Annotated in this window: 26 protein-coding genes and 2 pseudogenes; 14 read left to right on the forward strand and 14 right to left on the reverse strand. The window is 68.8% G+C overall.

Features of this window, described 5'->3' with window-relative positions; translation table 11 throughout:
• Positions 1-2: 2 nt before the first annotated feature.
• Genes ACZ4WS_RS12355 through ACZ4WS_RS12370 form a run of 4 tightly spaced genes read right to left on the reverse strand, consistent with a single transcriptional unit; the run spans position 3 to position 5,692 of the window.
• Positions 3-1,082, reverse strand: a complete 1,080-nt coding sequence (locus ACZ4WS_RS12355; RefSeq protein ID WP_467979651.1) for an oligopeptide/dipeptide ABC transporter ATP-binding protein — start codon at positions 1,080-1,082, stop codon at positions 3-5.
• Positions 1,079-3,067 (reverse strand): dipeptide/oligopeptide/nickel ABC transporter permease/ATP-binding protein, encoded by a 1,989-nt coding sequence (locus tag ACZ4WS_RS12360; RefSeq protein ID WP_467979653.1) that lies wholly within the window; start codon positions 3,065-3,067, stop codon positions 1,079-1,081. Before ACZ4WS_RS12360 ends, ACZ4WS_RS12355 begins: the two co-directional genes overlap by 4 nt.
• Positions 3,064-4,026: an ABC transporter permease gene (locus ACZ4WS_RS12365; protein ID WP_467979654.1), complete on the reverse strand. Its 963-nt coding sequence runs from the start codon at positions 4,024-4,026 to the stop codon at positions 3,064-3,066. The genes ACZ4WS_RS12360 and ACZ4WS_RS12365 overlap by 4 nt, the downstream gene beginning before the upstream one ends.
• Positions 4,027-4,063: 37 nt before the next feature.
• Positions 4,064-5,692, reverse strand: a complete 1,629-nt coding sequence (locus ACZ4WS_RS12370) for an ABC transporter substrate-binding protein (protein WP_467979655.1) — start codon at positions 5,690-5,692, stop codon at positions 4,064-4,066.
• Positions 5,693-5,964: 272 nt separating this feature from the next.
• On the opposite strand from ACZ4WS_RS12370, the gene ACZ4WS_RS12375 reads away from it, so the two are divergent.
• Together ACZ4WS_RS12375 and ACZ4WS_RS12380 are read left to right on the forward strand one after the other, a co-directional pair.
• A complete protein-coding gene (locus ACZ4WS_RS12375) occupies positions 5,965-6,705 on the forward strand; it encodes a FadR/GntR family transcriptional regulator (RefSeq protein ID WP_467979983.1) in 741 nt (246 codons plus the stop codon).
• 25 nt (positions 6,706-6,730) lie between these two features.
• Positions 6,731-7,171 (forward strand): protein-tyrosine phosphatase family protein, encoded by a 441-nt coding sequence (locus ACZ4WS_RS12380; RefSeq protein ID WP_467979657.1) that lies wholly within the window; start codon positions 6,731-6,733, stop codon positions 7,169-7,171.
• Positions 7,172-7,283: 112 nt separating this feature from the next.
• Here the strand turns inward: ACZ4WS_RS12380 and ACZ4WS_RS12385 are convergent, their stop codons facing one another.
• Positions 7,284-7,700, reverse strand: coding sequence for an effector-associated constant component EACC1 (locus ACZ4WS_RS12385; RefSeq protein WP_467979659.1), 417 nt, complete (start codon positions 7,698-7,700; stop codon positions 7,284-7,286).
• Here ACZ4WS_RS12385 and ACZ4WS_RS12390 point away from each other — a divergent pair.
• The gene (locus ACZ4WS_RS12390) at positions 7,684-11,013 is read left to right on the forward strand and encodes a caspase, EACC1-associated type (protein ID WP_467979660.1); all 3,330 of its coding nucleotides are present in this window, start codon (positions 7,684-7,686) and stop codon (positions 11,011-11,013) included. The genes ACZ4WS_RS12385 and ACZ4WS_RS12390 overlap by 17 nt on opposite strands.
• 78 nt (positions 11,014-11,091) lie before the next feature.
• Here the strand turns inward: ACZ4WS_RS12390 and ACZ4WS_RS12395 are convergent.
• Positions 11,092-12,558: pseudogene (locus tag ACZ4WS_RS12395) on the reverse strand (nuclease/transposase family protein); the annotation flags it as partial.
• Positions 12,559-12,580: 22 nt separating this feature from the next.
• On the opposite strand from ACZ4WS_RS12395, the pseudogene ACZ4WS_RS12400 reads away from it, so the two are divergent.
• From ACZ4WS_RS12400 to ACZ4WS_RS12410, 3 genes and pseudogenes are all read left to right on the forward strand, one after another.
• Positions 12,581-12,919: pseudogene (locus tag ACZ4WS_RS12400) on the forward strand (hypothetical protein); the annotation flags it as partial.
• 106 nt (positions 12,920-13,025) lie between these two features.
• Entirely contained in the window at positions 13,026-13,406 is a 381-nt protein-coding gene (locus ACZ4WS_RS12405) for a type II toxin-antitoxin system RelE/ParE family toxin (RefSeq protein WP_467979662.1), read from the forward strand.
• The gene (locus ACZ4WS_RS12410; protein ID WP_467979664.1) at positions 13,403-13,726 is read left to right on the forward strand and encodes a helix-turn-helix domain-containing protein; all 324 of its coding nucleotides are present in this window, start codon (positions 13,403-13,405) and stop codon (positions 13,724-13,726) included. The genes ACZ4WS_RS12405 and ACZ4WS_RS12410 overlap by 4 nt, the downstream gene beginning before the upstream one ends.
• 67 nt (positions 13,727-13,793) lie before the next feature.
• On the opposite strand, the gene ACZ4WS_RS12415 is transcribed toward ACZ4WS_RS12410, so the two are convergent.
• Positions 13,794-14,066 (reverse strand): DUF397 domain-containing protein, encoded by a 273-nt coding sequence (locus ACZ4WS_RS12415; protein WP_467979666.1) that lies wholly within the window; start codon positions 14,064-14,066, stop codon positions 13,794-13,796.
• Positions 14,048-14,734, reverse strand: a complete 687-nt coding sequence (locus ACZ4WS_RS12420) for a helix-turn-helix domain-containing protein (protein WP_467979668.1) — start codon at positions 14,732-14,734, stop codon at positions 14,048-14,050. Before ACZ4WS_RS12420 ends, ACZ4WS_RS12415 begins: the two co-directional genes overlap by 19 nt.
• Before the next feature lie 185 nt (positions 14,735-14,919).
• Here ACZ4WS_RS12420 and ACZ4WS_RS12425 point away from each other — a divergent pair, with 185 nt between their 5' ends.
• From ACZ4WS_RS12425 to ACZ4WS_RS12450, 6 genes are all read left to right on the forward strand, one after another.
• Positions 14,920-15,078, forward strand: coding sequence for a hypothetical protein (locus ACZ4WS_RS12425; protein ID WP_467979669.1), 159 nt, complete (start codon positions 14,920-14,922; stop codon positions 15,076-15,078).
• Entirely contained in the window at positions 15,075-15,293 is a 219-nt protein-coding gene (locus ACZ4WS_RS12430; RefSeq protein WP_467979671.1) for a hypothetical protein, read from the forward strand. Before ACZ4WS_RS12425 ends, ACZ4WS_RS12430 begins: the two co-directional genes overlap by 4 nt.
• Positions 15,294-15,396: 103 nt before the next feature.
• Complete coding sequence (locus ACZ4WS_RS12435) at positions 15,397-16,011, forward strand: DUF1266 domain-containing protein (protein ID WP_467979673.1); 615 nt, start codon at positions 15,397-15,399, stop codon at positions 16,009-16,011.
• 22 nt (positions 16,012-16,033) lie between these two features.
• Positions 16,034-16,780: a DNA repair protein RecO gene (gene recO, locus ACZ4WS_RS12440; protein WP_467979675.1), complete on the forward strand. Its 747-nt coding sequence runs from the start codon at positions 16,034-16,036 to the stop codon at positions 16,778-16,780.
• A gap of 51 nt (positions 16,781-16,831) precedes the next feature.
• Complete coding sequence (locus ACZ4WS_RS12445; RefSeq protein ID WP_467979677.1) at positions 16,832-17,683, forward strand: isoprenyl transferase; 852 nt, start codon at positions 16,832-16,834, stop codon at positions 17,681-17,683.
• A complete protein-coding gene (locus tag ACZ4WS_RS12450; protein ID WP_467979679.1) occupies positions 17,683-18,198 on the forward strand; it encodes a YcxB family protein in 516 nt (171 codons plus the stop codon). Before ACZ4WS_RS12445 ends, ACZ4WS_RS12450 begins: the two co-directional genes overlap by 1 nt.
• Positions 18,199-18,271: 73 nt before the next feature.
• Here the strand turns inward: ACZ4WS_RS12450 and ACZ4WS_RS12455 are convergent, their stop codons facing one another.
• The 5 genes from ACZ4WS_RS12455 to ACZ4WS_RS12475 all read right to left on the reverse strand — a co-directional run bounded on the left by ACZ4WS_RS12455 (position 18,272) and on the right by ACZ4WS_RS12475 (position 22,292).
• Complete coding sequence (locus ACZ4WS_RS12455; protein ID WP_467979681.1) at positions 18,272-18,913, reverse strand: hypothetical protein; 642 nt, start codon at positions 18,911-18,913, stop codon at positions 18,272-18,274.
• Positions 18,914-19,153: 240 nt separating this feature from the next.
• On the reverse strand, positions 19,154-19,570 hold the full coding sequence (locus tag ACZ4WS_RS12460; RefSeq protein ID WP_467979683.1) for a Fur family transcriptional regulator: 417 nt from the start codon (positions 19,568-19,570) through the stop codon (positions 19,154-19,156).
• A gap of 58 nt (positions 19,571-19,628) precedes the next feature.
• Entirely contained in the window at positions 19,629-20,531 is a 903-nt protein-coding gene (locus ACZ4WS_RS12465; protein ID WP_467979684.1) for a metal ABC transporter permease, read from the reverse strand.
• Positions 20,531-21,310, reverse strand: a complete 780-nt coding sequence (locus ACZ4WS_RS12470) for a metal ABC transporter ATP-binding protein (protein ID WP_467979985.1) — start codon at positions 21,308-21,310, stop codon at positions 20,531-20,533. Before ACZ4WS_RS12470 ends, ACZ4WS_RS12465 begins: the two co-directional genes overlap by 1 nt.
• Before the next feature lie 19 nt (positions 21,311-21,329).
• On the reverse strand, positions 21,330-22,292 hold the full coding sequence (locus ACZ4WS_RS12475; protein WP_467979686.1) for a metal ABC transporter substrate-binding protein: 963 nt from the start codon (positions 22,290-22,292) through the stop codon (positions 21,330-21,332).
• 155 nt (positions 22,293-22,447) lie between these two features.
• On the opposite strand from ACZ4WS_RS12475, the gene ACZ4WS_RS12480 reads away from it, so the two are divergent.
• Positions 22,448-23,830 carry a glycine--tRNA ligase gene (locus ACZ4WS_RS12480; protein WP_467979688.1) on the forward strand — a complete coding sequence of 461 codons (1,383 nt, stop codon included), beginning with the start codon at positions 22,448-22,450 and terminating at the stop codon, positions 23,828-23,830.
• 30 nt (positions 23,831-23,860) lie between these two features.
• Entirely contained in the window at positions 23,861-24,172 is a 312-nt protein-coding gene (locus tag ACZ4WS_RS12485; protein WP_467979689.1) for an alpha/beta fold hydrolase, read from the forward strand.
• Here the strand turns inward: ACZ4WS_RS12485 and ACZ4WS_RS12490 are convergent.
• Positions 24,150-25,202, reverse strand: a complete 1,053-nt coding sequence (locus tag ACZ4WS_RS12490; RefSeq protein WP_467979691.1) for a chitinase — start codon at positions 25,200-25,202, stop codon at positions 24,150-24,152. The two genes, ACZ4WS_RS12485 and ACZ4WS_RS12490, sit on opposite strands and share 23 nt — an antisense overlap.
• Between the last annotated feature and the right edge of the window lie 210 nt (positions 25,203-25,412).

A 25,412-nucleotide genomic window follows, 5' to 3' on the forward strand; every position in this document is an offset into this window, starting at 1 on the left:
CCCTAGGGTTGATGCTGGGCGGGGATGTCGGCCATGGCGGTGACCGGGGAGGCGGACTCCGCCTGCGCGACCAGAGCGCGCGTCGACTGGTCCTCCTGCACAGGATGGTGGCACCGGAAGCGGTGGCCCGGGGCCGACGCGGCCGTGAAGTCCGGCATCGCGGAGGCGCACACCTCGTCCGCCTTCCAGCAGCGCGTGCGGAAGGGACAGCCGGAGGGCGGTGCGGTCGCCGAGGGGACCGGGCCCACCAGCGGGATGGGGTCGATCGGGTCCAGCAGGCCCGGCGTGGCGGAGAAGAGGGCCCGGGTGTACGGGTGCCGGGAGCGGTCGGTGACCTCGGCGGCCGGGGACTCCTCCACGATCCGGCCGAGGTACATGGTGATCACCCGGTCACTCATCCTCCGTACGGTCTGGATGTCGTGCGAGACGAAGACGAGGGCCAGGCCCAGGCGCTCCTTCAGGTCCAGGAGGAGGTTGAGGATCTGCGCGCGGACCGACACGTCCAGCGCGCTCGTCGGTTCGTCGGCCACGACGAGGTCGGGGTCGAGGGCGAGGGCCCGCGCGATGGCCACGCGTTGGCGCTGGCCACCGGAGAGCTGGCCGGGCAGGGCGTCCGCGAGCGCCCGGGGCAGGCCGACCAGGGACATCAATTCCCTTACACGGTCGGCTCGTTCGGTCGCCGTGCCGCGTCGGTGCACGTCCAGGGGGTCGCGCAGGATCTGTCGTACGGGCAGCCGGCGGTTCAGTGCCGTCGACGGGTCCTGGAAGATCATGCCCGTGCTGCCGCCGACGGCGGTGCGGCGCTCGGCCGGTTTCATCGACCACAGGTCGCGGCCGCGGAAGGACACCGTGCCGGATGTCGGCCGCTGCACCCCCACCAGTACCTTCGCCAGCGTCGACTTGCCGCAGCCGGACTCACCGACGACCCCGACCGTCTCGCCCGGCGCGATGGTCAGATCGGCGCCCGTCAGCGCGTACACCCGGTCGCGGGCGAACAGGCCACCGGTGCGCGCCTTGTGGACGACATGGGCGTCGGACAGGGCCATGAGTGCCGGCACGGGCGACTTCGTCGGTGACGTCATTTGACTGCCTCGCTTCCCCTGGTGGCGGGCTCCGTCGTCAGGTCGATCGCGGGATGGTGGCAGGCGGCCGTATGCGTCGGCGCACCCAGCAGGTCGGGTGCCGTCGTCCGGCACACCTCGCTCGCCAGCGGGCAGCGGTCGGCGAAACGGCAGCCCGCCGGGAAGTCCGCGGGGGCGGGCACGACCCCCTTGATCTGCGTCATCCGCTCGGCCGCCGACTCCAGCGACAGGACGCTGCCGAGCAGTCCGCGCGTGTAGTGGTGGGCGGGGGACTCCACGAGGTCCGCCGTCACGCCCGTCTCCACGATCTGGCCGCCGTACATCACGACCACCCGGTCCGTGACGTCCGCGACGAGCGCCAGGTCGTGCGAGACGAGGATGAGGGCGAAGCCCAGCTCCTCGCGCAGCCGGAGGAGCAGCTCGATGATCTGCGCCTGGACCGTCACGTCCAGGGCCGTCGTCGGTTCGTCGGCGACGATCAGCTTGGGGCTGCGGGACAACGCCATCGCGATGAGGACGCGTTGGCGCTGGCCGCCGGAGAGTTCGTGGGGGTAGCTGCGCAGGGTGCGTTCGGGGTCGAGGCCGACCAGCCCGAGGAGTTCCGCGGGAGTGCGTTTGCCGCCGCGCCGTACGACCTGCTTCAGCTGCGCCCTGATCGTCATCGCCGGGTTCAGGGACGACAGCGCGTCCTGGTAGACCATCGCCATCTCGTGGCCCAGCAGGCGTCGTCGTACGCGCATCGGCTCGCCGACCAACTGCCGCTGGCTGAAACGGACATGGCCCCGGACTCGCGCCCCTTTCGGCTCCAGGCCCATCACCGTCAGCGCCGTCAGGGACTTTCCGCAGCCCGACTCGCCGACCAGTCCCAGGACTTCACCGGGGTGCACGTCGAAGCTGATGCCGTCGACGATGTCCACGCCGCCGTGCCGGGCGTCGAAGCCGATGGCGAGGTTCTCGACGGCGAGCACGGGTTGGCCGGTGGGCAGTGGGCGGGCCCGGGAGCGCAGGCGCGTGGCCGCCTCGGTCAGCCCTGGCAGTTCGAGGACCTTTCCGCTGCCGGGCTCCGGCGCCTCCAGGCGGTCCGCCGCCGCCTCGCGCACCTCCACCTCCCTGGCCGCCGGTGCCGCCCACGCGTCCGAGACGCCCTCGGACAGGATGTTCAGGGACAGCACGGTGATGAGCATCAGCAGGCCGGGGAAGACCGTCGCCCACCAGCCGCCGGTCAGCACCATGTTCTTGCCGTCCGCGATGACGCTGCCCCAGGAGGGGTCGGGTGGCCGGACGCCCGCCCCGATGAACGACAGCGACGCCTCGAAGACGATCGCCTCCGCGACCTGGACCGTGCAGAACACCAGTATGGGAGCGGCGCAGTTGATGGCCACGTGGCGGAGGACGATGTGGGGTGTCCGTGCGCCGATCACGCGTTCCGCCGTCACGTAGTCCTCGCCGTACTGGTCGAGTACGTTCGCCCGTACGACCCTTGCGACGGGCGGCGTGAACAGGAACGCGATCGCGCAGATCAGCACCGTGATGCCGCCGCCGAAGACGGCGACCAGGACCGCCGCCAGCGCGATGCCGGGGAACGCCATCACCACGTCCAGGCAGCGCATCAGCGTCTCGTCGACCGCCTTGCGCGAGGTCGCCGCGACCGCGCCGAGGAGCGCTCCCACGACGAGGGCGAGCGCGGTGGCGCCCAGGCCGATGGCGAGGGACCAGCGGGCGCCGTACATCAGCCGGCTGAGGATGTCCCGGCCGAGGCTGTCCTGTCCCATCCAGTGGCCGCCGGACGGGTGCCCGGTGCCGTCCACCTGCGGCTGCTGGTCGAGCGGGTCGTGCGGGGCGAGGAGGGGTGCGAAGAGGGCCAGCAGGACGACGACGGTGAGGAAGCAGGCGGCGACACGGGTGAGGAGGGGGAGCCGGCGCCAGCCCCGCAGCCGGATGCCGGGGCGGGCGAGAACCGTCGCCAGACGCGAGCGAGTTGTCATGGGGTCGCATCCCTCAGTCGCGGATTGACCAGCAGATACAGGATGTCGATGACGAGGTTCACGACCACGAAGCCGGTGGCCGTCGTCAGCACGACTCCCTGGACGACGGCCGGGTCGCCGTTCTTCACGGCGTCGATCATCAGCTTCCCCATGCCCGGGAGCGAGAAGATGGTCTCGATGACGACCGCGCCACCGAGGAGATAACCGACGCGCAGGCCCAGTACGGTCAGTGGGTTGATCAGGGCGTTGCGCAGGACGTTCCGGCCGACCACGACCACCGGGGGCAGGCCGCTGCCGATCGCCGTCCGTACGTAGTCCTTGTCGAGCTCCTCGACCACGGCCGTGCGCACGATCCGGGTGAGCTGGGCGGCGACCGGGAGCGAGAGCGCGAAGGCGGGCAGGGTCATCGTCTTCAGCCAACCACTCAGCGAGTCGGCGGGGTTGATGTAGCCGCCGGTCGGGAACCAGCCCTGGTCGACGGCCAGATACTGGATCATCAGCAGCGCCAGCCAGAAGCCCGGCGCCGCGACACCGGTGAGCGAGACGACCCGGATGATCTGGTCGGGCAGCCGGTCGCGGTAGATCGCGGCGGTGACCCCGCCGAGCAGCGCGAGCACCACCGCGATGCCGAGCCCCAGGAAGGTGAGCTGGAGCGTGAGCGGCAGCGCGGTGGTGACCTGGTCGACGACCGGCGCCCGGGTCAGCGCGCTGGTGCCCATGTCACCGTGGAGCAGGTCCCCGATGAAGTGGACGTAACGGACCGGGAAGGGATCGAGCAGCCCGTTCCGCTCCCGGAAGTCGTGCAGCTGCTGCGGCGTCGGGTTGGCGCCCTGGAAGAACGCGGACGCCGGGTCGACGTCCGAGAACCGCATCACCAGGAACACGAACAGCACGATGCCGAGCATCAGGGGCACGAGCAGGGCGATGCGGCGGGCCAGGATTCTGGCGACGGTGGTCACGTACGAACTCCCCTTGCTGCCAGGGCCGGAGGGGGCCCTAGACCCACTTGGCCTGGAGGAGATTGATGCCCGGATACGGCTGCGCGCGGATGCCGGTGAGCTTCTTCGGATCCCACGCCGTCATCAGCTCGTTGTGCACGACCGGGTAGAGCACGGCCTGTTCGGCGACGATGTCGATGTAGTCCTGGACCATCGTCGTTTTCCGGTCGGCGTCCGACTCCTGGGTCGCCTGGTCCATGTCCTTGAAGAGCTTCTTGGCCACGGCGTTGTCGGCCCAGCGGGCGTAGCTCATCCAGAGGTTCTGGGGGCCGTAGTTGTAGTGCATGATCAGGTCGGCGTCGAGGCCGAACTGGTTGGGGTTCGAGGCGGCGGCGACCACCTGGTAGTCCTGCTTCTGGTCCATCTTGGTGAAGACGGCGGTCGTCTCCTGCGGTGAGAGCGTGGTCTCCACGCCGATCGCGTCCCAGGAGGCCTTGATGGTCGGCAGGCAGTCGACGATCCAACTGACGTTGACCGCGAGGATGTTGATCTTCAGCCCTGAGATCCCGGCAGCCTTCAGGAGCTTCTTCGCCTTCTCCGGGTCGTACGCGTAGACGGTCTTCGCCGGCCGGTAGGCCGGGTTGCCCTCGTTGAGGAAGGAGGTCGACGGCTTGCCGTGGCCCTTGAGGGCGACCTCGACCATTTTGCCGGTGTCGATGGCGTAGCGGAGCGCCTGCCGGACCCGTACGTCGTCGAAGGGCTTGTGCTGGGTGTTGAACATCAGGAAGAGGTTGTTCATGCCCGCGCCGCCCTGGACGGTCATGCCGCTCTTCTTGAGCTGTTCGATGTTGGCGTAGGGGATGTTGTCGGCGATCTGCGCGCCCGCGCTCGCCCCCGAGATCTTCGCGACGCGCGGCGCGGCGTCCACGATGGTCAGCCAGTTCATCTTCTTGAAGGCCGGCTTGCGCGGGCCGTTGTAGTCGGCGAACGCCTCGAAGGTGGTGTTCGACTTCGGGTGGTGCGCGGCCTGCCGGTACGGCCCCGAGCCGACCGCCTTGCCCGCGGTCGCGTCGTCCCAGGCACCCGGCTGGGAGAAGATGTGCTTGGGCATGATCTTGGCGAGCGTGAGCCGCGAAACCCCCTCCGGGAAGGGGAATTTCAGTACCAGCTCGACGTTCTGCGCGTCGATCTTCCGGACCTCCTTCAGCCAGCCGGCGAAGAAGCCCTTCGCGAGAGTCGGCGTCTTCGGATCGAGAATGCGGTCGAACACGAAGACCACGTCGTCGGCGGTGACCGGCTTCCCGTCGTGGAACGTGGCCCCGGCCCGCAGCGTGAACTTCCAGGACGTGCCGCTGAGATCGGACGGCACCTCGGTGGCCAGCGCGGCGTACGGCTCGCGCGAGATCGGGTCCGTGTCGAGCAGGCCCTCGTAGATATGGTTGTTGGCGGCCATGCAGAAGGCGGACGCGGTCTGCGTCGGATCCCAGCTGCCGTCGTTCCCATAGCCGATGACGGCGGTCAGTGTCGCGTTCTTGCCGCCCTTCCCGCCGCCGGTGTCGTTCGTGGACTCCGGCCCGGACGAGCAGGCGGCCAGCGACGAGGAGAGGGCGGCGGCCACGCCGAGGGCGCCGGTGTACTTCAGGAAGCTACGGCGGTGCAGCGCCGGGGAGTCGGTCACGTCGCGCACGGTTCCTCCAGCAAGGAGTGGTCCAGTGAGTGATCCAGCGAGTGGTCCAGCGATGGTCCAGAGAGTGGTCCAGCGAGTGGTCCAGGGAATGGGAGATACGACGTCCTACGTCATAGGGGGCAGCGTGACCATAAGAGGGGCTGTCGGGGCGGTCAAGGGATCGCACACGAATGGCGTATCTTCCAGAGGTGCGACCAATGAAGGCGTGAAATACGGGTAGTTGGCGTTTATTCAGTCCGGAGGTGGGACGTCGGATGTCCAGCGAGCGTACGATGCGGCGCATGTCTGAGGAGACCGGGAACCGGCGTCGGTCCGAGCGCCGGGTGAGCAGCCAGATCCAGCGCGAGGTCATGCAGCTGATCCTCGACCGCAAGCTCCAGGCCGGTGCGCCGCTGCCCACCGAGACCGAGCTGATGACCGACCTCGGCGTGAGCCGCAACTCCGTCCGCGAGGCCCTCAAGGCCCTGCAGGCGCTCGACATAGTCGAGATCCGGCACGGCTACGGCACCTATGTCGGCCAGGCCTCCCTGACCCCGCTCGTCGACGGCCTCACCTTCCGCACACTCGCCCAACCGGACGACGAGACGGGGGCGTTGGCGGAGATCCTGCAGGTCCGCGAGGTGCTGGAGGAGGGGCTGATACGCCGGGTCGCGGCGGTGCTGACCGAGGCCGAGCTCGACCGCCTCGAAGCCGTCGTGGCCCGGATGGAGGAGGCGGGCCTGGCGGGGCGTCCCTTCCCCGAACTCGACCGCGAATTCCATGAGTTGCTGTACGCGTCGCTCGGCAACGCCCTCGTTCCGCAGCTCCTCGGCGCCTTCTGGACCGTCTTCCGCCGCGTCGCCGGCGTACGCGGCTGGACCGACGACCCCGCCCCCGAGGTGACCGTCCGCCGCCACCGCGACATCGTCACCGCGCTGCGCGCCCGCGACGTCGAGGGCGCGCAGCGCGCGATGGCGGACCACTTCCGGGGTATCGAGGCGCGGGCGGCACAGGAGTCGCGTGGGGTGAGCTGAGCGTCCGGGGACCTACCCTGACCCCGTGACCGAGACCTGGAACCCGAGCGGCGCGGGCGTGCTGCGGCTGCCCTCCGGGCGGCTGGTGCGGGGCCGCGCCCTGCGCCGGCCGCTCCCGGCCGGCGGCCCGGCACCGACGTACGCCGTGTACCTGCTCGGCAAGCGGCCCCCCGAAGTCCCCTGGGAGGCCCGCTGGCTGCGCTGGCCGGACTTCAGGCTGCCCGCCGACCGCGCCGAGGCCCGCGCGGTCCTCGCCGAGGCCTGGAAGCGGGCACCCGCCGACCGCGTCGAGATCGCCTGCGGCGGTGGCCGGGGCCGCACCGGCACGGCCCTGGCCTGCCTCGCCGTGCTCGACGGCGTACCGCCGGAGGAGGCGGTGGCCTTCGTGCGCCGCCACTACGACGGGCACGCGGTGGAGACACCGTGGCAGAGGAGATACGTCCGCTGCTTCACCGTCGACGAGTGAGCCTGGGGCCGCGTGCCGCGGAAGCGGAGTCCGCCGCTCTCCGGATGCAGATCCACGGACACGTCCTTGAACCCACCGCCGCCCACGTGATGGACGCGTTCGCCGCAGGCCCTTAGGCGTTCTCTCCGGTGGCGTCCGCGGACTCCTCGCCCGCGTTGCCGCTCGCCGCGCGCAGCGCCTCGGTCAGCGACTCGGTCGAGATGTGCTCGCCTTCGATCCGGATCACCTTGGCGGTGCCGTTGTCCGTGACGGAATCCGTGATGGAAACGGTCAGTGAGCGGCGCCGGTCCCGACCCAGCCAGAGCTGCGCGAGCCGGACGAACGCGGCGAGGGATCCGGCGCTGCTGAAGCCTACGACCAGCTCGGTGAGTGCGCCCTTGCCGCCGCCGTCCCCTGCGGCGTCGCGCTCGGTTGCCGTGAGCCCCCGCACCGACTTGAGGTCTTCGAAGAGCTCGTAGTGAGCGTCGAGCGCCGCCGGATGATCAATGGCGACTCCGGTCAACCGGTCTTCGATGCTGATTCCCGCCATCTGCACCACGATTGGCTTTCCCCCACCTAAGCTGGCTACAAGTCAGCATGTACGTAGTCATGTACGTAGTCGCTCCTCGAAGGATTGCATGTACCGGGCCCTGATCGTGTGCAACTCACGCTTTCCGGGAGACCCGGGCCCACTGCGTGAACTGCAGGGCCCGAAGGCGGATGGAGTGCTCCTGCGCGACGCACTCACAGACCCGTCGGCAGGACTGTTCCAACGCACCGAGGTGCGTCTTCTCCCCGAGGCCGATGCGTCCGAGATCGCCGCCGCGGCCGATGATTTCTTCAGTGGCGCGGAGGCGGACGACACTCTGTTGTTCTACTACAGCGGGCATGGCCGCAGCCTTAACCGGCAGTTGTTTCTGTGCGCGAGCAATACCAGAGTCGACAGGTTGCGTTCGACCGCTGTCACCGGATCGATGGTGTCGGAAATGATCGCCGCCAGCCTCGCCCAGGTGAAGATCGTGATTCTCGACTGCTGCCACAGTGGGGTGTTCAAGGGCGAAGAGGAGATCCTCGAAGGGTTGTCCGGCAACGGACGCTTCGTCATCGCGGCCACCTCGGCGACGGACCGGGCGGCTGACGCCGAGGTACGTGGTGAACCGAGCCCCTTCACCAAGGCGTTGACCGACGGGCTGCTCACGGAGGCCCCCGACAGGGACAGCGACCAAGTAGTGGACCTCGACGACCTCTTCGCGTATCTCGAGAAGGTCAAGTTCGACGGCCATGAGCCGCACCGCAAGTTCGACGGGGCGGGAGCCGTCCCCATCGCCCGCCGCCCGACGCCGCCGGCCGCGGAGCCGGCCGACTCCTTGCCGGTCCTCGTTCCCCCGTCTCCCGGGTGGCTGGAGCATCCGGACAACGACGCCCGGCCCAGCCCTCATTCCGCTTCCCTCGACGACATCGCCAGGGGCGAGGCTCTCAGCGAGAAGCACATCGAGGCATTCCGCCAGGACCTGCGCGACGACATGGCGGCCGCTCTGCCCCGGCAACTGACGTCCAACGAATTCCTCCAGCGCGCGGGGCTTCTCAAGGACGGCGACCCCACCCGCGCCGGTGTGCTGCTGTTCGGACAGAACCCCACCGCGCTTCTCCCAGCGGCGATGGTGCGCTGCGTCCGATTCCGCGGTACCCGCAAGACCGATCCGGTGGAGAGCGCCGACCTGCACGGCACGGTTCCCGAACTCATCGTCCAAGCACGGGATTTCGTGGCGAGATCGTCCCTGCTCGGAGAGTCGCCCACCGCCGCGAGCGCGTACAGCGAGACCACCTACCGCTACCCGATGATCGCCGTACGAGAGATCATCGCGAACGCTGTGGTCCACCGCGACTACAGCGAACAGGCCGCCTGCGTGCAGATCCACGTCTTCGACGACCGGATCGAGGTGATCAGTCCCGGCACCTGGGGAGGCGCGTCGGCGGTGCCCGACGGCCAGTTGCGGCTCGGCACCCTGGAAGGCCAGTCCCAGCCCCGCAACTTCCGTCTCGCCCGAATGCTCACCTGGGTGAAACTGGTCGAATCCGTGGGGGCCGGACTTCCGCGCTCCGTCGCGGACTGCCGGACCGTGGGCTCGCCGGAGCCCGTGGTCGTCATCCGGCAAGGCCTGATCACGGTCACCATCTTCCCGATGGCGCAGGACACCCGAGACGACGTCCCGCCGCCTCGGACGGAGGCCCGTGTCGAGTACTCCCAGCATCTGGACGCGGAGCGGATCGTGCAGGTTTGGGAGCCAACCTCGAATGGCATGTACCACTTTGGCGGCTCGGGCTACCGGGTGACGAACGACTGTGTGCTGACCGCCGCCCATTTGGCGCGGGACAGCACCACGTTCGCAGTGCAGCTCTATTTCGGCGCCGAGGAGTGGATCGGGCCGGCAACGGTCGCATGGGTCGACGAATCCGCTGACGTTGCGATCCTGCGTTTCGAACCGCCCAGCCACGCCACCGTGGTCGCCCCGGTCCGCTACGGTCGCATGACGACCCGGCCGGCCGTAGTGACCGTGGAAACGGCAGGCTTTCCCTCCTACAAGCTGCACTATGGGCCCGACGGCCCCATCAGGGACGTGGCCCATCTCTTCGGCACCGTCTCCAGCCTGGCCAACGTGCGCAGCGGCACACTGGAGATTCACGTGGATGCACCCGCCGACTCCCCCGACCACTCGTCCCCATGGGCCGGGTTCTCGGGTGCGCCGGTGTGGGCCGAAGGCCGCATCGTCGGCATCGTCACCCAACACAACTCTCTAGAGGGCCTGGGCAGCCTGACAGCCGCCCGGATCGAGCGAGCCCTGGCCGGGTCCTCCGGGGACCGGGGAAGCCTGGCCACCCTGCTGAACCTCGGGCAACCGGGCAAGCTGGCGGAGGTCCCGCGTCTGGAACCCGATCGGGAGTCCCCCTATCTCGCCCAGATCCGCGACTTGGCCCCCGTAACCCTGCGAGACCGGCAGCCGGAGCTGGCGGAGCTGGCGGCGTTCTGCCACGGGAATGAGCCCTATGTTCGGTGGCAGGGCGACCCGTGGGCGGGCAAGACCGCATTGCTGTCATCGTTTGCGCTGCGACCTCCCCCCGAGGTCGACGTGGTGTCGTTCTTCACCACCGGTCGCCTCGCGGGCCAGTCCGACAGCATGGCCTTTACCGATGCACTCATCGAGCAACTGGCCCTGCTGCTGGCTGAACCGTCTCCTTCGACCCGCACGCTGGGGTCCGGTGCACGGGACGTGCTGCGCCGTCGCCTACTGGCCGACGCCACCCAGCAGGCACGGAATGAGGGCAGGCGACTTCTCCTCATGGTGGATGGGCTCGACGAGGACCGTGGGCCGCAGACGAGCCTGCCCAGCATTGCCTCACTGCTGCCGCGGAATCCGGACGAAGGTCTGCGGGTCCTCGTCGCCGGTCGTCCCATGCCTCTGCCCGCCAACGTGCCCTCCGGCCATCCGCTGCGCAGCTGCCGGGTGCGGACGCTCACGCCGTCCTCAGCCTTCCAGGACACCTCCCAGACCGCTCTCTATGAGCTGCGCGCCGTCCTGGAAGGGGCCGCCGAGAACCGGGACGTGATCGGCTTCGTCGCGGCCAGCAGAGAGGGGCTGACCATGTCCGACCTCGCTCTGCTGACGCGTCAGGCGCCGTATCAGCTGGAGATCATGTTCAGCGGCAGTCTCGGACGTCTCTTCGCCGTGCACGGGGACGAGGCGTCAACCCAACCAAGGTTCGTCTTCGCGCACGAGGCGCTCCGCTCAGCGGCGACGCAACAGATCGGCCCTCACCGCATGGTCACGTACGCGGAAATTCTGGCTCGAACGCCCCGGCCGTGAGGGGCACGAAGCCGCCTAGTAGCCCTCCACTGCGTCAAGATCCCCCGCATAGTGCTCGATCGCCCGCCGATACCGTTCCTAAAGACTGAGCGGGAGTGAGTCCTGTTGCCAGGATTCATGCTCAGCCGAACGTCCCGAACGGTGTTGGGCGTTCTGGTCGCCCGCGTTCGCTCCGCATCCGGCGCGCACGGATCGTGTCCGTGGTCCGGGAACGGGAGGGCGGGGTCCCTCACGCCCAAGGGCACGCCGGTCGGCCTGGACGGTCCGATGCCCGTGCACATCACTCTGGTGTGCACGGGACGGTGCCGTCCGTCGCCGGATCGGGTGTCCTTGGGCGCGCCGTCCGATTGCCACGGCGGCAGCGTCGTGGCGAGTGGTCTTCCTGTTTCCGTGAGTGAGGGGTTTTTGCCAGTGCTGGGCGCCCCATTTGGAGGTGTAGGCCGGGTCCACGGCGATGATCGCGATGCCGGTCTGGTCGGCCATGGCGGTGAGCCGGGCGCGGAGTCTGCCGGTGGGCATGCCGGAGATCAGCTGCCGGAACCGCTTTCGGCGGCCGTGTTTCTCGCGGGTCTTGTCCGCGCCGAAGTCCAGGTCCTCCACCGCGATCGCCTGCACGCCGCAGGTCCTGGCCCAGTGCAGCAGCCGGGTGAGGGCGTGGCGGACCTGGGCATCGCGGTGAACGGCGGTGCCGGACAGGTCGTAGAAGAAACGGCGCGGATGGCCGGTCGGGTTGCCATGGATGTCCAGGCGCCAGGCGGCGAGGTGGTCGGCGTTCGTATCGACGCCGATCACACCGTGCGCGAGGGCGGCGGCCATCGGGATGCTCTTCGTGGGCGGGATCTGCCAGGAGGCCGTCAGGTACCAGCGGTCACGGTCCACGTCGAGGTGGATGCGGTAGGCCACCGCCCGGTTCGCCTCCACCCGGTCCGCCCACTCGGCACCGCGGTGCGGGAAGCCGATCCGGCAGGCGAGGACGTACCGGCCGTGCGGGGCGTTGGCCAACCCGGCGAGCGGGGCCGGGAGTTTGATGCTGACCTCGCCGTCCGGGCTGACACGGATCGTCTCGTTGCCGTACCGCTTGCCGGACTCGCCGTCGGCCTGCAGGAACCAGCGCCCGGCTTCCCACCGCCTGCGCCACTGGGCCTCGGTGAGCTGCGCGGCATCCAGCTGGTGCCGGGTCCGGGCCAGCCGCTTCCCGCCCCGTACGACGTGCACGGTCCCGGCCTCCCGGTCGGCGCGCGCCCGCTCCAGCCGGTCTTCGAGGACGTGCAGGCGGCGGGACTTGGCATGCCACTCCCGCTGACTGCGGTAGCCGCCCGGCGCCTTCCTGGAGCCCTTCGCGCCGACCGGCAACGACAGCCGGTGCGCGAGCGTACGGATCCCCGCCTCCAGGCACTGGATGTGGGCGAGCTGGCCACGCCGGGCGAGCGCCCACTGATCGTGCGTGGCCTTGGTGATCGATCCGGCCCAGCGGGACGACGACACCGCCGTCAAGCCCCGCTTACGAACCGCCCACGTCTGCGCGGAGTGCTCCAGACCCTCCGCGCGCTGATCGGCTTCGCAGTCCCTGCGGCGTGGAGGCTGCCTACAGGCCGCCGCCCTCGCGCTGGCCGCGACTGACCGACCGGGCCTCGTCATTGCAGCCGCCCTCATCGCCGGTGCCGGTGAAGGACCCCAGCTCACGGCCCTGTTCTCCGTACGCCACCGGGAGGCGCCGGCCCTCCTGCGCGGCCAGATCTTCACCACCGGAGCCAGCCTGAAGATCACCGGCTTCGCCCTCGGCGCGGCCCTCGCGGGCCCGATCGCCACCCGCTCACTTCCCACCGCGCTCCTGACCGCTGCGGGTGTGGAGATCCTGGCGGGGGCGAGCTTTCACGTGTGGGGCCGTTTGCCACCGGTTCGCTGATAGCCCTGGGTGGACCATCTCGTACGGGTGAAGGAGACCTGGATTCGGACGTGCGGCTGTCTTCGCAAGGGGTTTAGTGAATGCTAAACTCGCGAAAGGGTTGAAGGTGGAAGAGCAGTGGGACGTTTACCTGACCGACGAGGTCGACCAGTGGCTGCACGATTTGGAAAAGGCTGACCCGGGCTCGTACGTGCTCGTCAACCAGGCGATTTGGATCCTTGCCTGCAACGGACCCGCAGAGGGACGCCCTCTGGTCGACAGGATCAAGGGATCGGCCCTGCACAATCTCAAGGAGCTGCGTCCCGGGTCGGCGGGTCAGGCTGAGGTGCGTGTCCTGTTCATGTTCGACCCGTGGCGTTCCGCGATCCTGCTGGTGGCCGGGGACAAGGCCGGGAACTGGAGCGCCTGGTACGACGAGGCGATCCCGCTGGCCGAGCTTCGGTACGCGGAGTACGTGGCTGATCGGAAGAAGGAGGCCGGGAAGTGAGCGGATACGTCGGGTGGTCGGCAAGTGGACACCGTGAGCGGGCGGAAGAGCTGGCGGGTGGCCGGGACGCGTTCCTCGAAGGCGCCCAGCGCATGCTCGCCGAGGCCAGGGCTTGGCGGCTGGTCGACATGCGTCAGGAACGCGGGTTCACCCAGGCGCAGGTGGCCGAGCGTATGGGCGTGAGCAAGGGCCGGATCTCGCAGATCGAGAGTGGTCAGGTCTCTGGTACGGATGTCGTGGCCCGGTACGTCGAGGCACTGGGCGGCAGCCTTGTGATGGTCGCGGTGTTCGGCGACGGGGAGTTGCGCAAGGTCGGTTGACCGGGGGCGTGGGCGTGAGGGTGGGGCCAGGTCCCGACGGTCACTTGAGAACCGGCGCTAGGGTCACTCACTTCGTTACGGCGCCGATGAACTCCGTCCAGGCGAGGGGACCGAGCAGCAGGACGGGGCCGTGCGGGACCTTGCTGTCACGCACGGGGACGACGCCGGGGACTCCGTCGGCTACTTCGAGGCAGTCGCCGCCGTTGTCGTCGCTGTACGTGCTCTTGCGCCACTGGGCGGCGCCGATGAAGTCGTAAGCGACCTCGACACACTCGCCGCCCTCGCCATTGCTGTAACTGCTCTTGCGCCAGTGGGCGTTGCTCAGGTCGTACTCGCGCATCGTCTGAAGTCCTCCGCCACCGATTCGATCAGGGCAAGGGACGCCTTCGGCGACAGTGCGGCGCCCCTGAGCAGGTCGTATGCGCGCCGCGCTCGCTTCACCACTGCCGGATCGTCCAGCAAATCACCCGAAAACGACGTCTCTGTATAGACGGTTGGTGGCGCGTCGTCGAACTCCATGAGCTGCAGCATCGCCGCCATCGAGGCGCAAGCTCCCTCCGCGCGGGGGACCACCGCCACCAGCACCGTCCGATCGCGCGCCAGCAGGGCGATGTGCTCCAACTGCTCGGCCATGGCGGCAGGGCCGCCCACCGGTACGTGCAGCACGTTCTCGTGCAGGATCGCCCAATACTCGGGCCTTGTAGCGTCCTTGAGGATGTGGGCCCGCTCCAGCTCCACGACCGCCGCGAAATAACCCGTGTAGCGTTTGTCATCGATCAGCTTTCGCCACGTACGCTCGAAAAAGCCGTCGGTTTGTAGGAGCGCGTCGATCCTCTGTGCCACATCCAACTGGGGTTTGCGAATAGCCTGTTCGAACTGGCCGATGTGTCCGCCGGAGACGAAAACGCGCGCTCCCAACTCCACCTGAGTGAAACCCGCGTCCTCCCGGCGCCGTTTCAGTTCTGCCCCGAAGAACTCCCAGGCTGCCTGCCGCGAACCGTTGGCCACAGGCCAACCCCCTTACGCTGCGCCGCACTTGTAAAGGACAGACTCCTGCCGAGTGTAGGTGCAGAGCGTCACGCTGGAGATGCGAAGCGTGAAACTCGAAAGGGCAGGGGAGCACGGTGAAGGAAGAACACGCACCACTCGGGGGACGACACTCGGCGCAGTGCGTCGAAGAGGCGGAGGAAACAGTGAAGGAATTGCGGGCGGCGCTCGCCGACGCCGGAATTACGTTGCCGTCACTGCGGATCGACCCGGCGACTTTGGGGCGCGAGGCACCTTGTCCGATGGTCGAATTGGGCGGCTCTTCCGTCGAGGTCGCCGCCCGGCTCGCGGCGGCCCTGCGGTGAAGCCGCCACCGGTCGGCTGCTACGCCGTGGACACGCGCTCAGGGAAGGTGGGGATGGTCATGGGGTACGAAGGACCGTACGTACAGCTGAGACCGCTCGGTGGTGGCAAGGAGTGGGACTGCGAACCGGACGCCGTCCGGCGAGCCACCGCGGCGGAAAGGCTGAGCGCGGCGACGGCGTACGCGAATGCACGCAGTCGGGGGGAGGTCCCTTGAAGGGGCTCGAAGGGGCTCGAAGGGGCTCGAAGGGGCTCGAAGGGGCTCGAAGGGGGAAGTGCCCTGATCCCCTGAGGAACGGCGTGACATAGGGTGCGGCGCCATGGCGATATGGAACCGTCGCAAGCCGAAGGCTGCGAGCAAGTACCCCGTTCCCCTCACCACGCACCAGCTGTGGATGGTGTCGCTCAGTGCGCCGGTGAGCCGGGACCGGGACGCGTCGCGGGCGACCCTGTACCCGTTCACCCGCATCGACGACGAGAAGGCCCGGCGGTGGCTGGCCGAACAGTGGGAAATCACCTCGCGTGACGCTCTGGTCGGCCGGCTCGACGACCTCGCGCGGACCGGTTACCGCACCCGGGCGCGGCTGCGGCTCGGCGTCGAACCACTGGCGTGGGACGCCGGGCTGTATGTGGACATCTCCCGCAGGGGCTTCGCCTGCGGGATGCTGAGCGAGGCCGAGGCGTGGACCGCGCTCAAGAACATCGTGCCGGCGGTGGTGCGGTCGTACTCCTCCTGGAGTGAGTACGCCGAGCACTATCTGCTGGGCCGGATGGTCTGGCGGGACAACCTGCGGGGCACCTCGGAGGCGGACTTCCCTGCCCCGCAGGCCGTGTCCGACGCGCATCTGAAGTCCCTCCTGGACCCGGCGAACCGGGCGAGCCCCTGGAACATGGCGCCGTGGGAAGCGATCAGCCACCCCGACCACGCACGCTGACTCCGTACGCGAGAATGGGCCCATGAGTCTGTTCCGCGACGACGGCATCGTGCTGCGCACCCAGAAGCTGGGTGAGGCGGACCGGATCATCACCCTGCTCACACGCGGTCACGGGCGAGTACGGGCGGTAGCCCGGGGTGTGCGGCGCACCAAGTCGAAGTTCGGGGCGCGGCTCGAACCCTTCTCGCACGTGGACGTGCAGTTCTTCGCGCGAGGGAGCGAGCTGATCGGGCGCGGGCTGCCGCTGTGTACGCAGAGCGAGACGATCGCTCCGTACGGTGGCGGGATTGTCACGGATTACGCGCGGTATACCGCCGGGACCGCCATGCTCGAGACCGCCGAGCGGTTCACCGATCACGAGGGGGAGCCCGCCGTGCAGCAGTATCTGCTGCTGGTCGGCGGGCTCCGCACCCTCGCCCGCGGCGAGCACGAACCGCATCTCGTCCTCGACGCCTTCCTGCTCCGCTCCCTCGCCGTGAACGGCTACGCGCCCAGCTTCAGCGCCTGCGCGAAGTGCGGGATGCCCGGACCAAATCGGTTCTTCTCGGTCGCGGCGGGAGGTTCCGTCTGCGTCGACTGCCGGGTGCCCGGCAGCGTCGTACCCTCGGCGCAGGCCCTCGAACTGCTCGGCGCGCTGCTGACGGGAGACTGGGAGACCGCGGACGCGAGCGAGCCGCGGTATGTCAGGGAGGGCAGCGGGCTGGTGTCGGCCTATCTGCACTGGCATCTGGAGCGCGGACTGCGCTCCCTGCGTTACGTAGAGAAGTAAGCACCGAAGCAAGCGCCACAAGGGCGAGCAAGCAGGGGAGACGAGAAGCACATGGTCGTACGCGGAATCCTGGGACGCCAGCGCCGCGAGTACAGGAAGCCGGAACCGCACCCGTCCGGTGCCCGCGCGCCGAAGCTTCCCGGTGAGCTGGTGCCGAACCATGTGGCGATCGTCATGGACGGCAACGGACGCTGGGCCAAGGACCGCGGGCTGCCGCGTACCGAGGGGCACAAGGTCGGCGCCGAGCGCGTCCTCGACGTGCTGCAGGGCGCGATCGAGATGGGGGTCGGCGCCATCTCGCTGTACGCCTTCTCCACCGAGAACTGGAAGCGCTCGCCCGACGAGGTGCGCTTCCTGATGAACTTCAACCGCGATTTCATCCGCAAGACCCGCGACCAGCTCGACGAACTCGGCATCCGGGTCCGCTGGGTGGGCCGGATGCCCAAGCTGTGGAAGTCGGTGGCCAAGGAGCTCCAGATCGCCCAGGAGCAGACCAAGGACAACGACCGGCTGACGCTGTACTTCTGCATGAACTACGGCGGTCGCGCCGAGATCGCCGACGCCGCGCTGGCTCTGGCGGAGGACGTGAAGGCGGGGCGGCTCGACCCGTCGAAGGTCAGTGAGAAGACCTTCGCGAAGTACCTCTACTACCCCGACATGCCGGACGTGGACCTGTTCCTGCGGCCGAGCGGCGAGCAGCGCACCTCCAACTACCTGCTCTGGCAGAGCGCCTACGCCGAGATGGTCTTCCAGAACGTGCTGTGGCCGGACTTCGACCGCCGCGATCTGTGGCGTGCCTGTGTCGAGTACGCCTCTCGCGACCGCCGCTTCGGCGGCGCCGTCCCGAACGAGCAGCTGCTCGCGATGGAGGAGGCCATGAAGGGCCGGCCCGACGCGGATTGATGGATGACGGGGAGAGCGTCGAGCTGGTGTACCGGGCCACGGCAGGGGAGTTCCGTGAGGCGCTGCGCGCCTCGGAGAACGCCTCGGCCGCCGGGCGCTGGGGGCGGCGCCTGCTCGTCGCCTCCGCCGTCCTGGGGGTGCTCGTCGGCGCGGTGCCGGTGGCCCTCGGCGGCTCCGCCGACCCCAAGGTCCCCGTGATGCTGGGCGCGGCCGTGCTCGGTCTGGTCGTCCTGCCGTGGCTCCGGGCCCGGCACCTCCAGCGGTGCGCGGCCGCCCGCGGCGAGTACCGCACGGTGGTCGACGGGTGGGGCGTGACCGTCACGACCGAGCAGGGAAGCGACCTCACCCGCTGGGCGCGGATGGCCCGCTACGCGGAGACGCCCGGCTCCTTCGTGCTGCTGGGCGCGGGCTCGTACGCGCCCGCCTCGATCCTGCTGCCCAAGCGCGGGGCGCCGACCGTCGCGGACGTCGAAAGGTTGCGGTCGATCCTCGACCACAACCTCGAGCGGCTCTAGAGGTGTTGTCCCGGGACGTTGCTGACAGGCGACACGCTGTGAGCGGTCCTTGAAAGGGGTGAGGGCCCGGCAGCTACTTCGTGCCGTCCTGCCGCGTTCCCGCGCTCACCGGCCCCGGCGAGGAGGACATCGGCTGAGGCCCCTTCCTCGCCCGAGCCCGGTCGCGGGACCACGCGCCCGCACCTACCAGCACGGCTGCCCCAGCTCCGTACAGGGGCAGCCACAGGGTCGTCGTGGCCGCCAGGCAGTCGGCAACGGCCTTACGACTCTGGGCCTCTTGTGCGTACGCCAAGGCAGCGCCGTCGCGATCGGCCAGGTTCGCCAGCGCGGCCCTCGACCGGATGGCCTCGTACCTGCCCATCCCGGCACACCCGCTACGAGTGCCTGGCATCGGAAACAGCCAAGCCCAGCGCTGCAGCATGGGGGCCAGTGCGATCGCTACGCACAGGCCGACGACCAGCGAATACGCGACCAGACCGCGCATGTATGCCGATCGGATGTCGGGTGTCCATGCCGGCCGTCGTTGGAAGGCGAAGATCACAGCAAGAAGCGTCAACCCGATGAATGTGGCGAACCACTGCCAGGAACCCTGCGCGAGTGCGAACGTCAGCACAGCGGCGAGTCCAATGCTGATGACCCCGGCCTGACCGGCAGTGTCATCGCCTGCTCCGGTGGATGCCGACCTTCCGGTTCCTCGAGGGCTGCGGTCGTTCACGGGCCTCTCCTGCAGGGGGGAGTATCAGCATCCGCCGCGTGGCGCCGCGGGCCCTGGAGCCATGCCGGACGGGTTCGGCACCCCGCTCGGATGGGGGAGCCACACGCCGAGCCGCCACCCCCGGGTTCCGGCGCAGGCGCCGGAAGCTCCGCACCCGAACCCAACTCGCCTGTGCCCAGGCGCAGTTGCCCCGCCCGTTCTGACTGGGGACATTCATCCCGGGCCGATCTCGGACAGGTCCTAGCCCTTGGCCGCCGCGCACTCCGCGCACGTACCGAAGATCTCCACCGTGTGCGCCACGTTCACATACCCGTGCTCCGTGGCGATGGCCTCCGCCCACTTCTCGACGGCCGGGCCCTCGACCTCGACGGCCTTGCCGCAGACGCGGCAGACGAGGTGGTGGTGGTGCTCGCCGGTGGAGCAGCGGCGGTAGACGGACTCGCCGTCGGAGGTGCGCAGCACGTCGACATCGCCGGCGTCGGCGAGGGACTGGAGCGTGCGGTACACCGTGGTCAGCCCGACCGAGTCACCCTTGTGCTTGAGCATGTCGTGGAGCTCCTGCGCGCTGCGGAACTCGTCCACCTCGTCGAGCGCCGCCGCCACGGCGGCACGCTGCCGGGTGGAACGGCCCCGTACGGGCGATCCAGCGGTTGTCACCGTTGCCTCCTCGCGTCTGCCCTTGCCCGGCCATTGTGCCAGCCCGGACTGTGCGTGGTCAGACGCCGACCTTCGGCTCCGACCCGCGGGTGGCCGGAATCGCGCACTCTGCCGGATCCCCGGCCGCCTGCGCCGCGGCCACCGCCCGCGCCCGGCGCCGCGCGAGCGGTGTCGCCAGCGCGGTGAGGACGAGGAAGGCGCCGATGGTCAGCAGCACGATGGTCGCGCCGGGCGGGACCTCCCGGTAGTACGACGTGACCGTGCCGCCGACCGTCACGCTCACGCCGATGGCCACCGCGATCGCGAAGGTCGCCGCGAAACTACGGCTCAGCTGCTGCGCGGCGGCCACGGGAACCACCATCAGCGCGCTGACCAGAAGCAGGCCGACGACCCGCATCGCGACGGTCACCGTCACCGCCGCCGTGACGGCGGTGAGCAGGTTCAGGGCGCGCACCGGAAGCCCGGTGACCCGCGCGAACTCCTCGTCCTGACTGACCGCGAACAACTGGCGGCGCAGCCCCACGGTGACCAGGACCACGAAGGCGGCGAGCACACAGATCGTCGTCACGTCCTCCTGGGAGACCGTGGACAGCGAGCCGAAGAGGTACGAGAGGAGGTTGGCGTTGGAGCCGCCCGGCGCGATGTTGATGAGCATCACGCCGCCCGCCATGCCGCCGTAGAAGAGCATGGCCAGCGCGATGTCGCCGCGCGTCTTGCCGTACCAGCGGATCAGCTCCATGAGCACCGCGCCGAGCACGGACACGATGGTCGCCATCCACACCGGCGACCAGGAGAGCAGGAAGCCGAGGCCGACGCCTGTCATCGCCACGTGGCCGATGCCGTCGCCCATCAGGGCCTGGCGGCGCTGGACGAGGTAGATGCCGATCGCGGGCGCGGTGATGCCGATGAGTACGGCGGCGATGAGCGCCCGCTGCATGAAGGCGTAGTCGAGGATGTCCATCAGCTCAGCAGTCCCGTCCGGATCGGTTCGGCGTCGTGAGCCGCGTGCGGGTGTACGTGGTCGTGGCCGGGCAGCGCGTGCTGGCCGACCGCCCGCGGGGGCGGGCCGTCATGGAGGACGCAGCCGTCACGCAGCACGACCGCGCGGTCGATCAGCGGCTCCAGCGGGCCCAGCTCGTGCAGCACGAGGAGGACCGAGGTGCCCTGGGCGACCTGCTCGCGCAGCGTCGCGGCCAGGATCTCCTGGCTGGCGAGGTCGACGCCCGCCATCGGCTCGTCCATGATCAGCAGCTCGGGTTCGGAGGCGAGCGCGCGGGCGATGAGGACGCGCTGGTGCTGGCCGCCGGAGAGGGCGTTCACGGAGTCCTTGGCGCGGTCCGCCAAGCCGACGTGTTCGAGGGCATTGCGTACGGCCTCGTGATCGGCCTTGCGCAGCACGCCGAAGCGGGCGCGGGAGAGCCGGCCCGAGGCGACGATCTCGGTGACCGTCGCGGGCACGCCGCCCGCCGCGGTGGTGCGCTGCGGCACGTACCCCACGCGCTTCCAGTCCCGGAAACGGCGGCGCGGGGTGCCGAAGATCTCGATCTCGCCGCCGCTGACCGGGACTTGGCCGATGACGCTGCGAATGGCGGTCGACTTGCCGGAGCCGTTGGCGCCGAGCAGCGCGACGACCTCGCCGCGGTGCACGGCGAGGTCGATGCCGCGCAGGACGGGGCGTGAGCCGAGTTCCGCGGTCACTCCGCGCAGGGATATGACGGGCTCGCTCACGGGGTCCTCCATCATGGTCATTTCGCGATGGTCACTTCGCGCCGAGGGCCGTCTGCAGCGCCTTCAGGTTCGACTCCATGACCTGCAGGTAGTCGCTGCCCTTGGACTTGTCGGTGATGCCCTCGATCGGGTCGAGGACGTCCGTCTTGAGGCCGGAGTCCTGGGCGATGGTCTTGGCCGTCTTGTCGCTGACGAGCGTCTCGTAGAAGACCGTCGAGACACCGTCGGCCTTCGCCATCTTCTCAAGGTCCTTCACACGCTTCGCACTGGGCTCCGACTCCGGGTCCAGGCCGTTGATGGCCTCCTCGGTCAGGCCGTAGCGCTCGGCGAGGTAGCCGAAGGCGGCGTGGGTGGTGATGAAGACCTTGGTATTGGTGTTCTTGAGCCCGTCCGCGAACTGGGTGTTGAGCGCGTCCAGCTTCTTGACCAGCGCTTCGGTGTTCTTCTGGTACGTGGCCGCGTTGTCCGGGTCGGCCTTCTCGAAGGCGGCGCCGACACCCTTCGCGACCTCGGCGTACTTCACCGGGTCCAGCCAGATGTGCGGGTCGGTGGCGCCGGTCTCCTCGCCCGCGGTGGCGTCGTGCTCGGCCGCGTGCCCGCCGACCTCGTTGCCGTGCTTCTCCAGCGTGGTCAGCGAGGTGGCGTCGACCTTGGTCTTGACCTCGGACTGGGCCACGGCGTCGTCGACGGCCGGCTGGAGGTTCTTGAGGTAGAGGACGGCGTCCGCCTCCTGGAGCTGCGCGGTCTGCTTGGCGCTGATCTCCAGGTCGTGCGGCTCCTGGCCGGGCTGGGTCAGGTTCGTGACGTTCACATGCGAGCCGCCGATCTGCTCGGCGAGATACTGCATGGGGTAGAACGACGCCACGATGTCGAGCTTCCCGCTGCTCTTGCCGTCGGCCGCGGAGGAGTCCGAGCAGGCCGAGAGAGCTCCGAGACCGAGGACAGTGGCCGCGGTCACAGCGGTCGCGGGTATGAGGCGTCGTCGTACGTTCATGACAGTCATTTTCAACAAACCTGGAAATGATTGTCAACATGCCTTCAGTGTGACCTCGGTAAGGAGCCCGATCCGCGAACCGATTTGATACAGGGGTGGGCGTCGCCGGTAACCTGAAGCATTCGCTGCCGTCCGTTCGTAATGAAGAGAGCACCGTGGCCGCCGACAAGATCGACACCATCGTCAGCCTGAGCAAGCGCCGTGGCTTCGTTTTCCCCTGTAGTGAGATCTACGGAGGCCAGAAGGCCGCCTGGGACTACGGCCCGCTCGGCGTCGAACTCAAGGAGAACATCAAGCGTCAGTGGTGGCGCTACATGGTCACCTCCCGTGAGGACGTCGTCGGTATCGACTCGTCGGTGATCCTGGCCACCGAGGTCTGGGTCGCGTCGGGTCACGTCGCCACCTTCACCGACCCGCTCACCGAGTGCACCTCCTGCCACAAGCGCTACCGCGCCGACCACCTGGAGGAGGCCTACGAGGCGAAGCACAACCGCCTCCCGGAGAACGGCCTCGCCGACGTCAACTGCCCCAACTGCGGCAACAAGGGCCAGTTCACCGAGCCCAAGCAGTTCTCGGGCCTGCTCTCCACGCACCTCGGCCCCACGCAGGACAGCGGCTCCGTCGCCTACCTGCGCCCCGAGACCGCGCAGGGCATCTTCACCAACTTTGCCTCCGTGCAGCAGACTTCCCGCCGCAAGCCGCCGTTCGGCATCGCGCAGATGGGCAAGTCCTTCCGCAACGAGATCACGCCCGGCAACTTCATCTTCCGCACCCGCGAGTTCGAGCAGATGGAGATGGAGTTCTTCGTCAAGCCGGGCGAGGACGAGAAGTGGCAGGAGTACTGGATGCAGGAGCGCTGGAACTGGTACACCAGCCTCGGTCTCCGCGAGGAGAACATGCGCTGGTACGACCACCCTGCCGAGAAGCTCTCCCACTACTCCAAGCGCACCGCCGACATCGAGTACCGCTTCCAGTTCGGCGGCAACGAGTGGGGTGAGCTGGAGGGCGTCGCCAACCGCACGGACTACGACCTCTCCGCCCACTCCAAGGCCTCCGGCCAGGACCTCTCCTACTTCGATCAGGAGGCCGGCGAGCGCTGGACTCCGTACGTCATCGAGCCCGCCGCCGGTGTCGGCCGCGCGATGCTGGCGTTCCTCCTCGACGCCTACGTCGAGGACGAGGCCCCGAACGCCAAGGGCAAGATGGAGAAGCGCACGGTGCTGCGCCTCGACCCGCGCCTGTCGCCGGTCAAGGTCGCCGTGCTGCCCCTCTCGAGGAACCCGGAGCTGTCGCCCAAGGCCAAGGGCCTCGCGACCGCCCTGCGCCAGCACTGGAACATCGAGTTCGACGACGCCGGCGCCATCGGCCGCCGCTACCGCCGCCAGGACGAGATCGGTACGCCGTTCTGCGTGACGGTCGACTTCGACACGCTCGACGACAACGCCGTGACCGTGCGCGAGCGCGACTCGATGAAGCAGGAGCGCGTGTCGCTGGACCAGATCGAGGGCTACCTGGCCTCGCGTCTGATCGGCTGCTGACCTCGCTTTTCAGTGAAGCCCCCGGTTCCCTTGCGGAGCCGGGGGCTTCCTGCGTCGTGCTTCCTTTGCGGCGCCGGGGGACCGGCTGTCGTCTTCCTGCTCGGCGCGAGCGCGGTCGGCCTGGACTACCTGAGCATCCACGACCGGGTCTCCGCCTTCACCACGTCCGTCCTGTACGACCGCGGCGGCACCGGCTGGAGCGACCCCGCCGAACTGCCGCGCACCGCCGCCGAGGTCGCCACCGGACTGCGGGACCTGCTGCGCGCCGCCGAGGTGCCGGCCCCGTACCTGCTCGTGGCGCACTGTCGGCTGAGAGATCTCAACGGCCTTGAAGTGCCTTGACGTTGTCGCCGAACGTCCAGTTCTTCGAGCCGTCCCAGTTGATGGACCAGGTCATCAGGCCCTTCAGGCTTGTGCCGTAGTGCTGCCACGCCTGGGAGACCAGACTCGGCGACATGTAGCCGCCACCGGCGCCGGACTGGGCCGGAAGGCCCGGGACCTGCTTGTCGTACGGCACCTTGATGGTGGTGCCCTGGACGACAAGACCCTTGTTCAGGCAGTCGGTCTGGGCGGTGAAGCCCTGGACGGTGCCCGCGGAGTAGGAGTCGCCGGAGCAGCCGTACATGCTGCCGTTGTAGTACTGCATGTTCAGCCACCACAGCCGGCCGTTGTCCGCGTACTTCTTGACGATCGGCAGGTACGCGCCCCAGATCGAGCCGTACGTGATGCTGCCGCCCGTGACATACGCGGTCTCCGGCGCCATGGTCAGCCCGAAGTTCGACGGCATCTGGGACAGCACTCCGTCGATGATGCGCACCAAGTTGGCCTGCGAGGTGGAGAGTTGACCGATGCTGCCACTGCCGACCAGGCCGGTCTCGATGTCGATGTCGATCCCGTCGAAGTTGTACTTCTTCAGAATGGGCACGATCGTCGCGACGAAACGGTCGGCGACGGTGGACGAGCTGAGGTCGATCCCGGCCGCCGCCCCGCCGATGGACAGCAGGATCGTCTGCCCGGACGCCTTCGCCGCGCACATCTCGGCGGGCGTCGCCACCTTCACGCCCGCGTCCATCCCGTCCTCCCACAGCGCGGTGCCGTCGGAGCGGATCACGGGGAACGCCGCGTTGATCACGTTGTAGCCGTGCGCGGCGATACGGGAGTCGGTGATCGGGGTCCAGCCGAAGGGCGGGTGAACGCCGTTGGCGGAGCCGTCCCAGTTCTCCCAGTAGCCCTGGAGCACCTTGCCGGACGGGCGGGACTTCACCGCGCAGGTGTCGGCGGCGGATGCGGTGGGGGCGGCGGCGATCGACAGGGGGGTGAGGACGGCTGCCGCCAGTGCGAGGGCGAGCAGGCGCAGCTTCCGACGGATCATGTGGGGCCTCCCGGTGGGGGTGCGGTGAGGGTATGTGCCTGTCGTAGGCATGACAGTGCTCGTGGTCCAGACCTGTCGTCAATAGGTCTGGACCAAATATGGCAACTGACAGATGGTGATTGACGGGTAACGGATAACGGATGACAGCTAACAGATAACAGATGACAGATATTGAAATCTGTCATCTGTTATGTCATGGTGAGTGTCAGC

This window comes from Streptomyces sp. NPDC029292, from assembly GCF_055569295.1.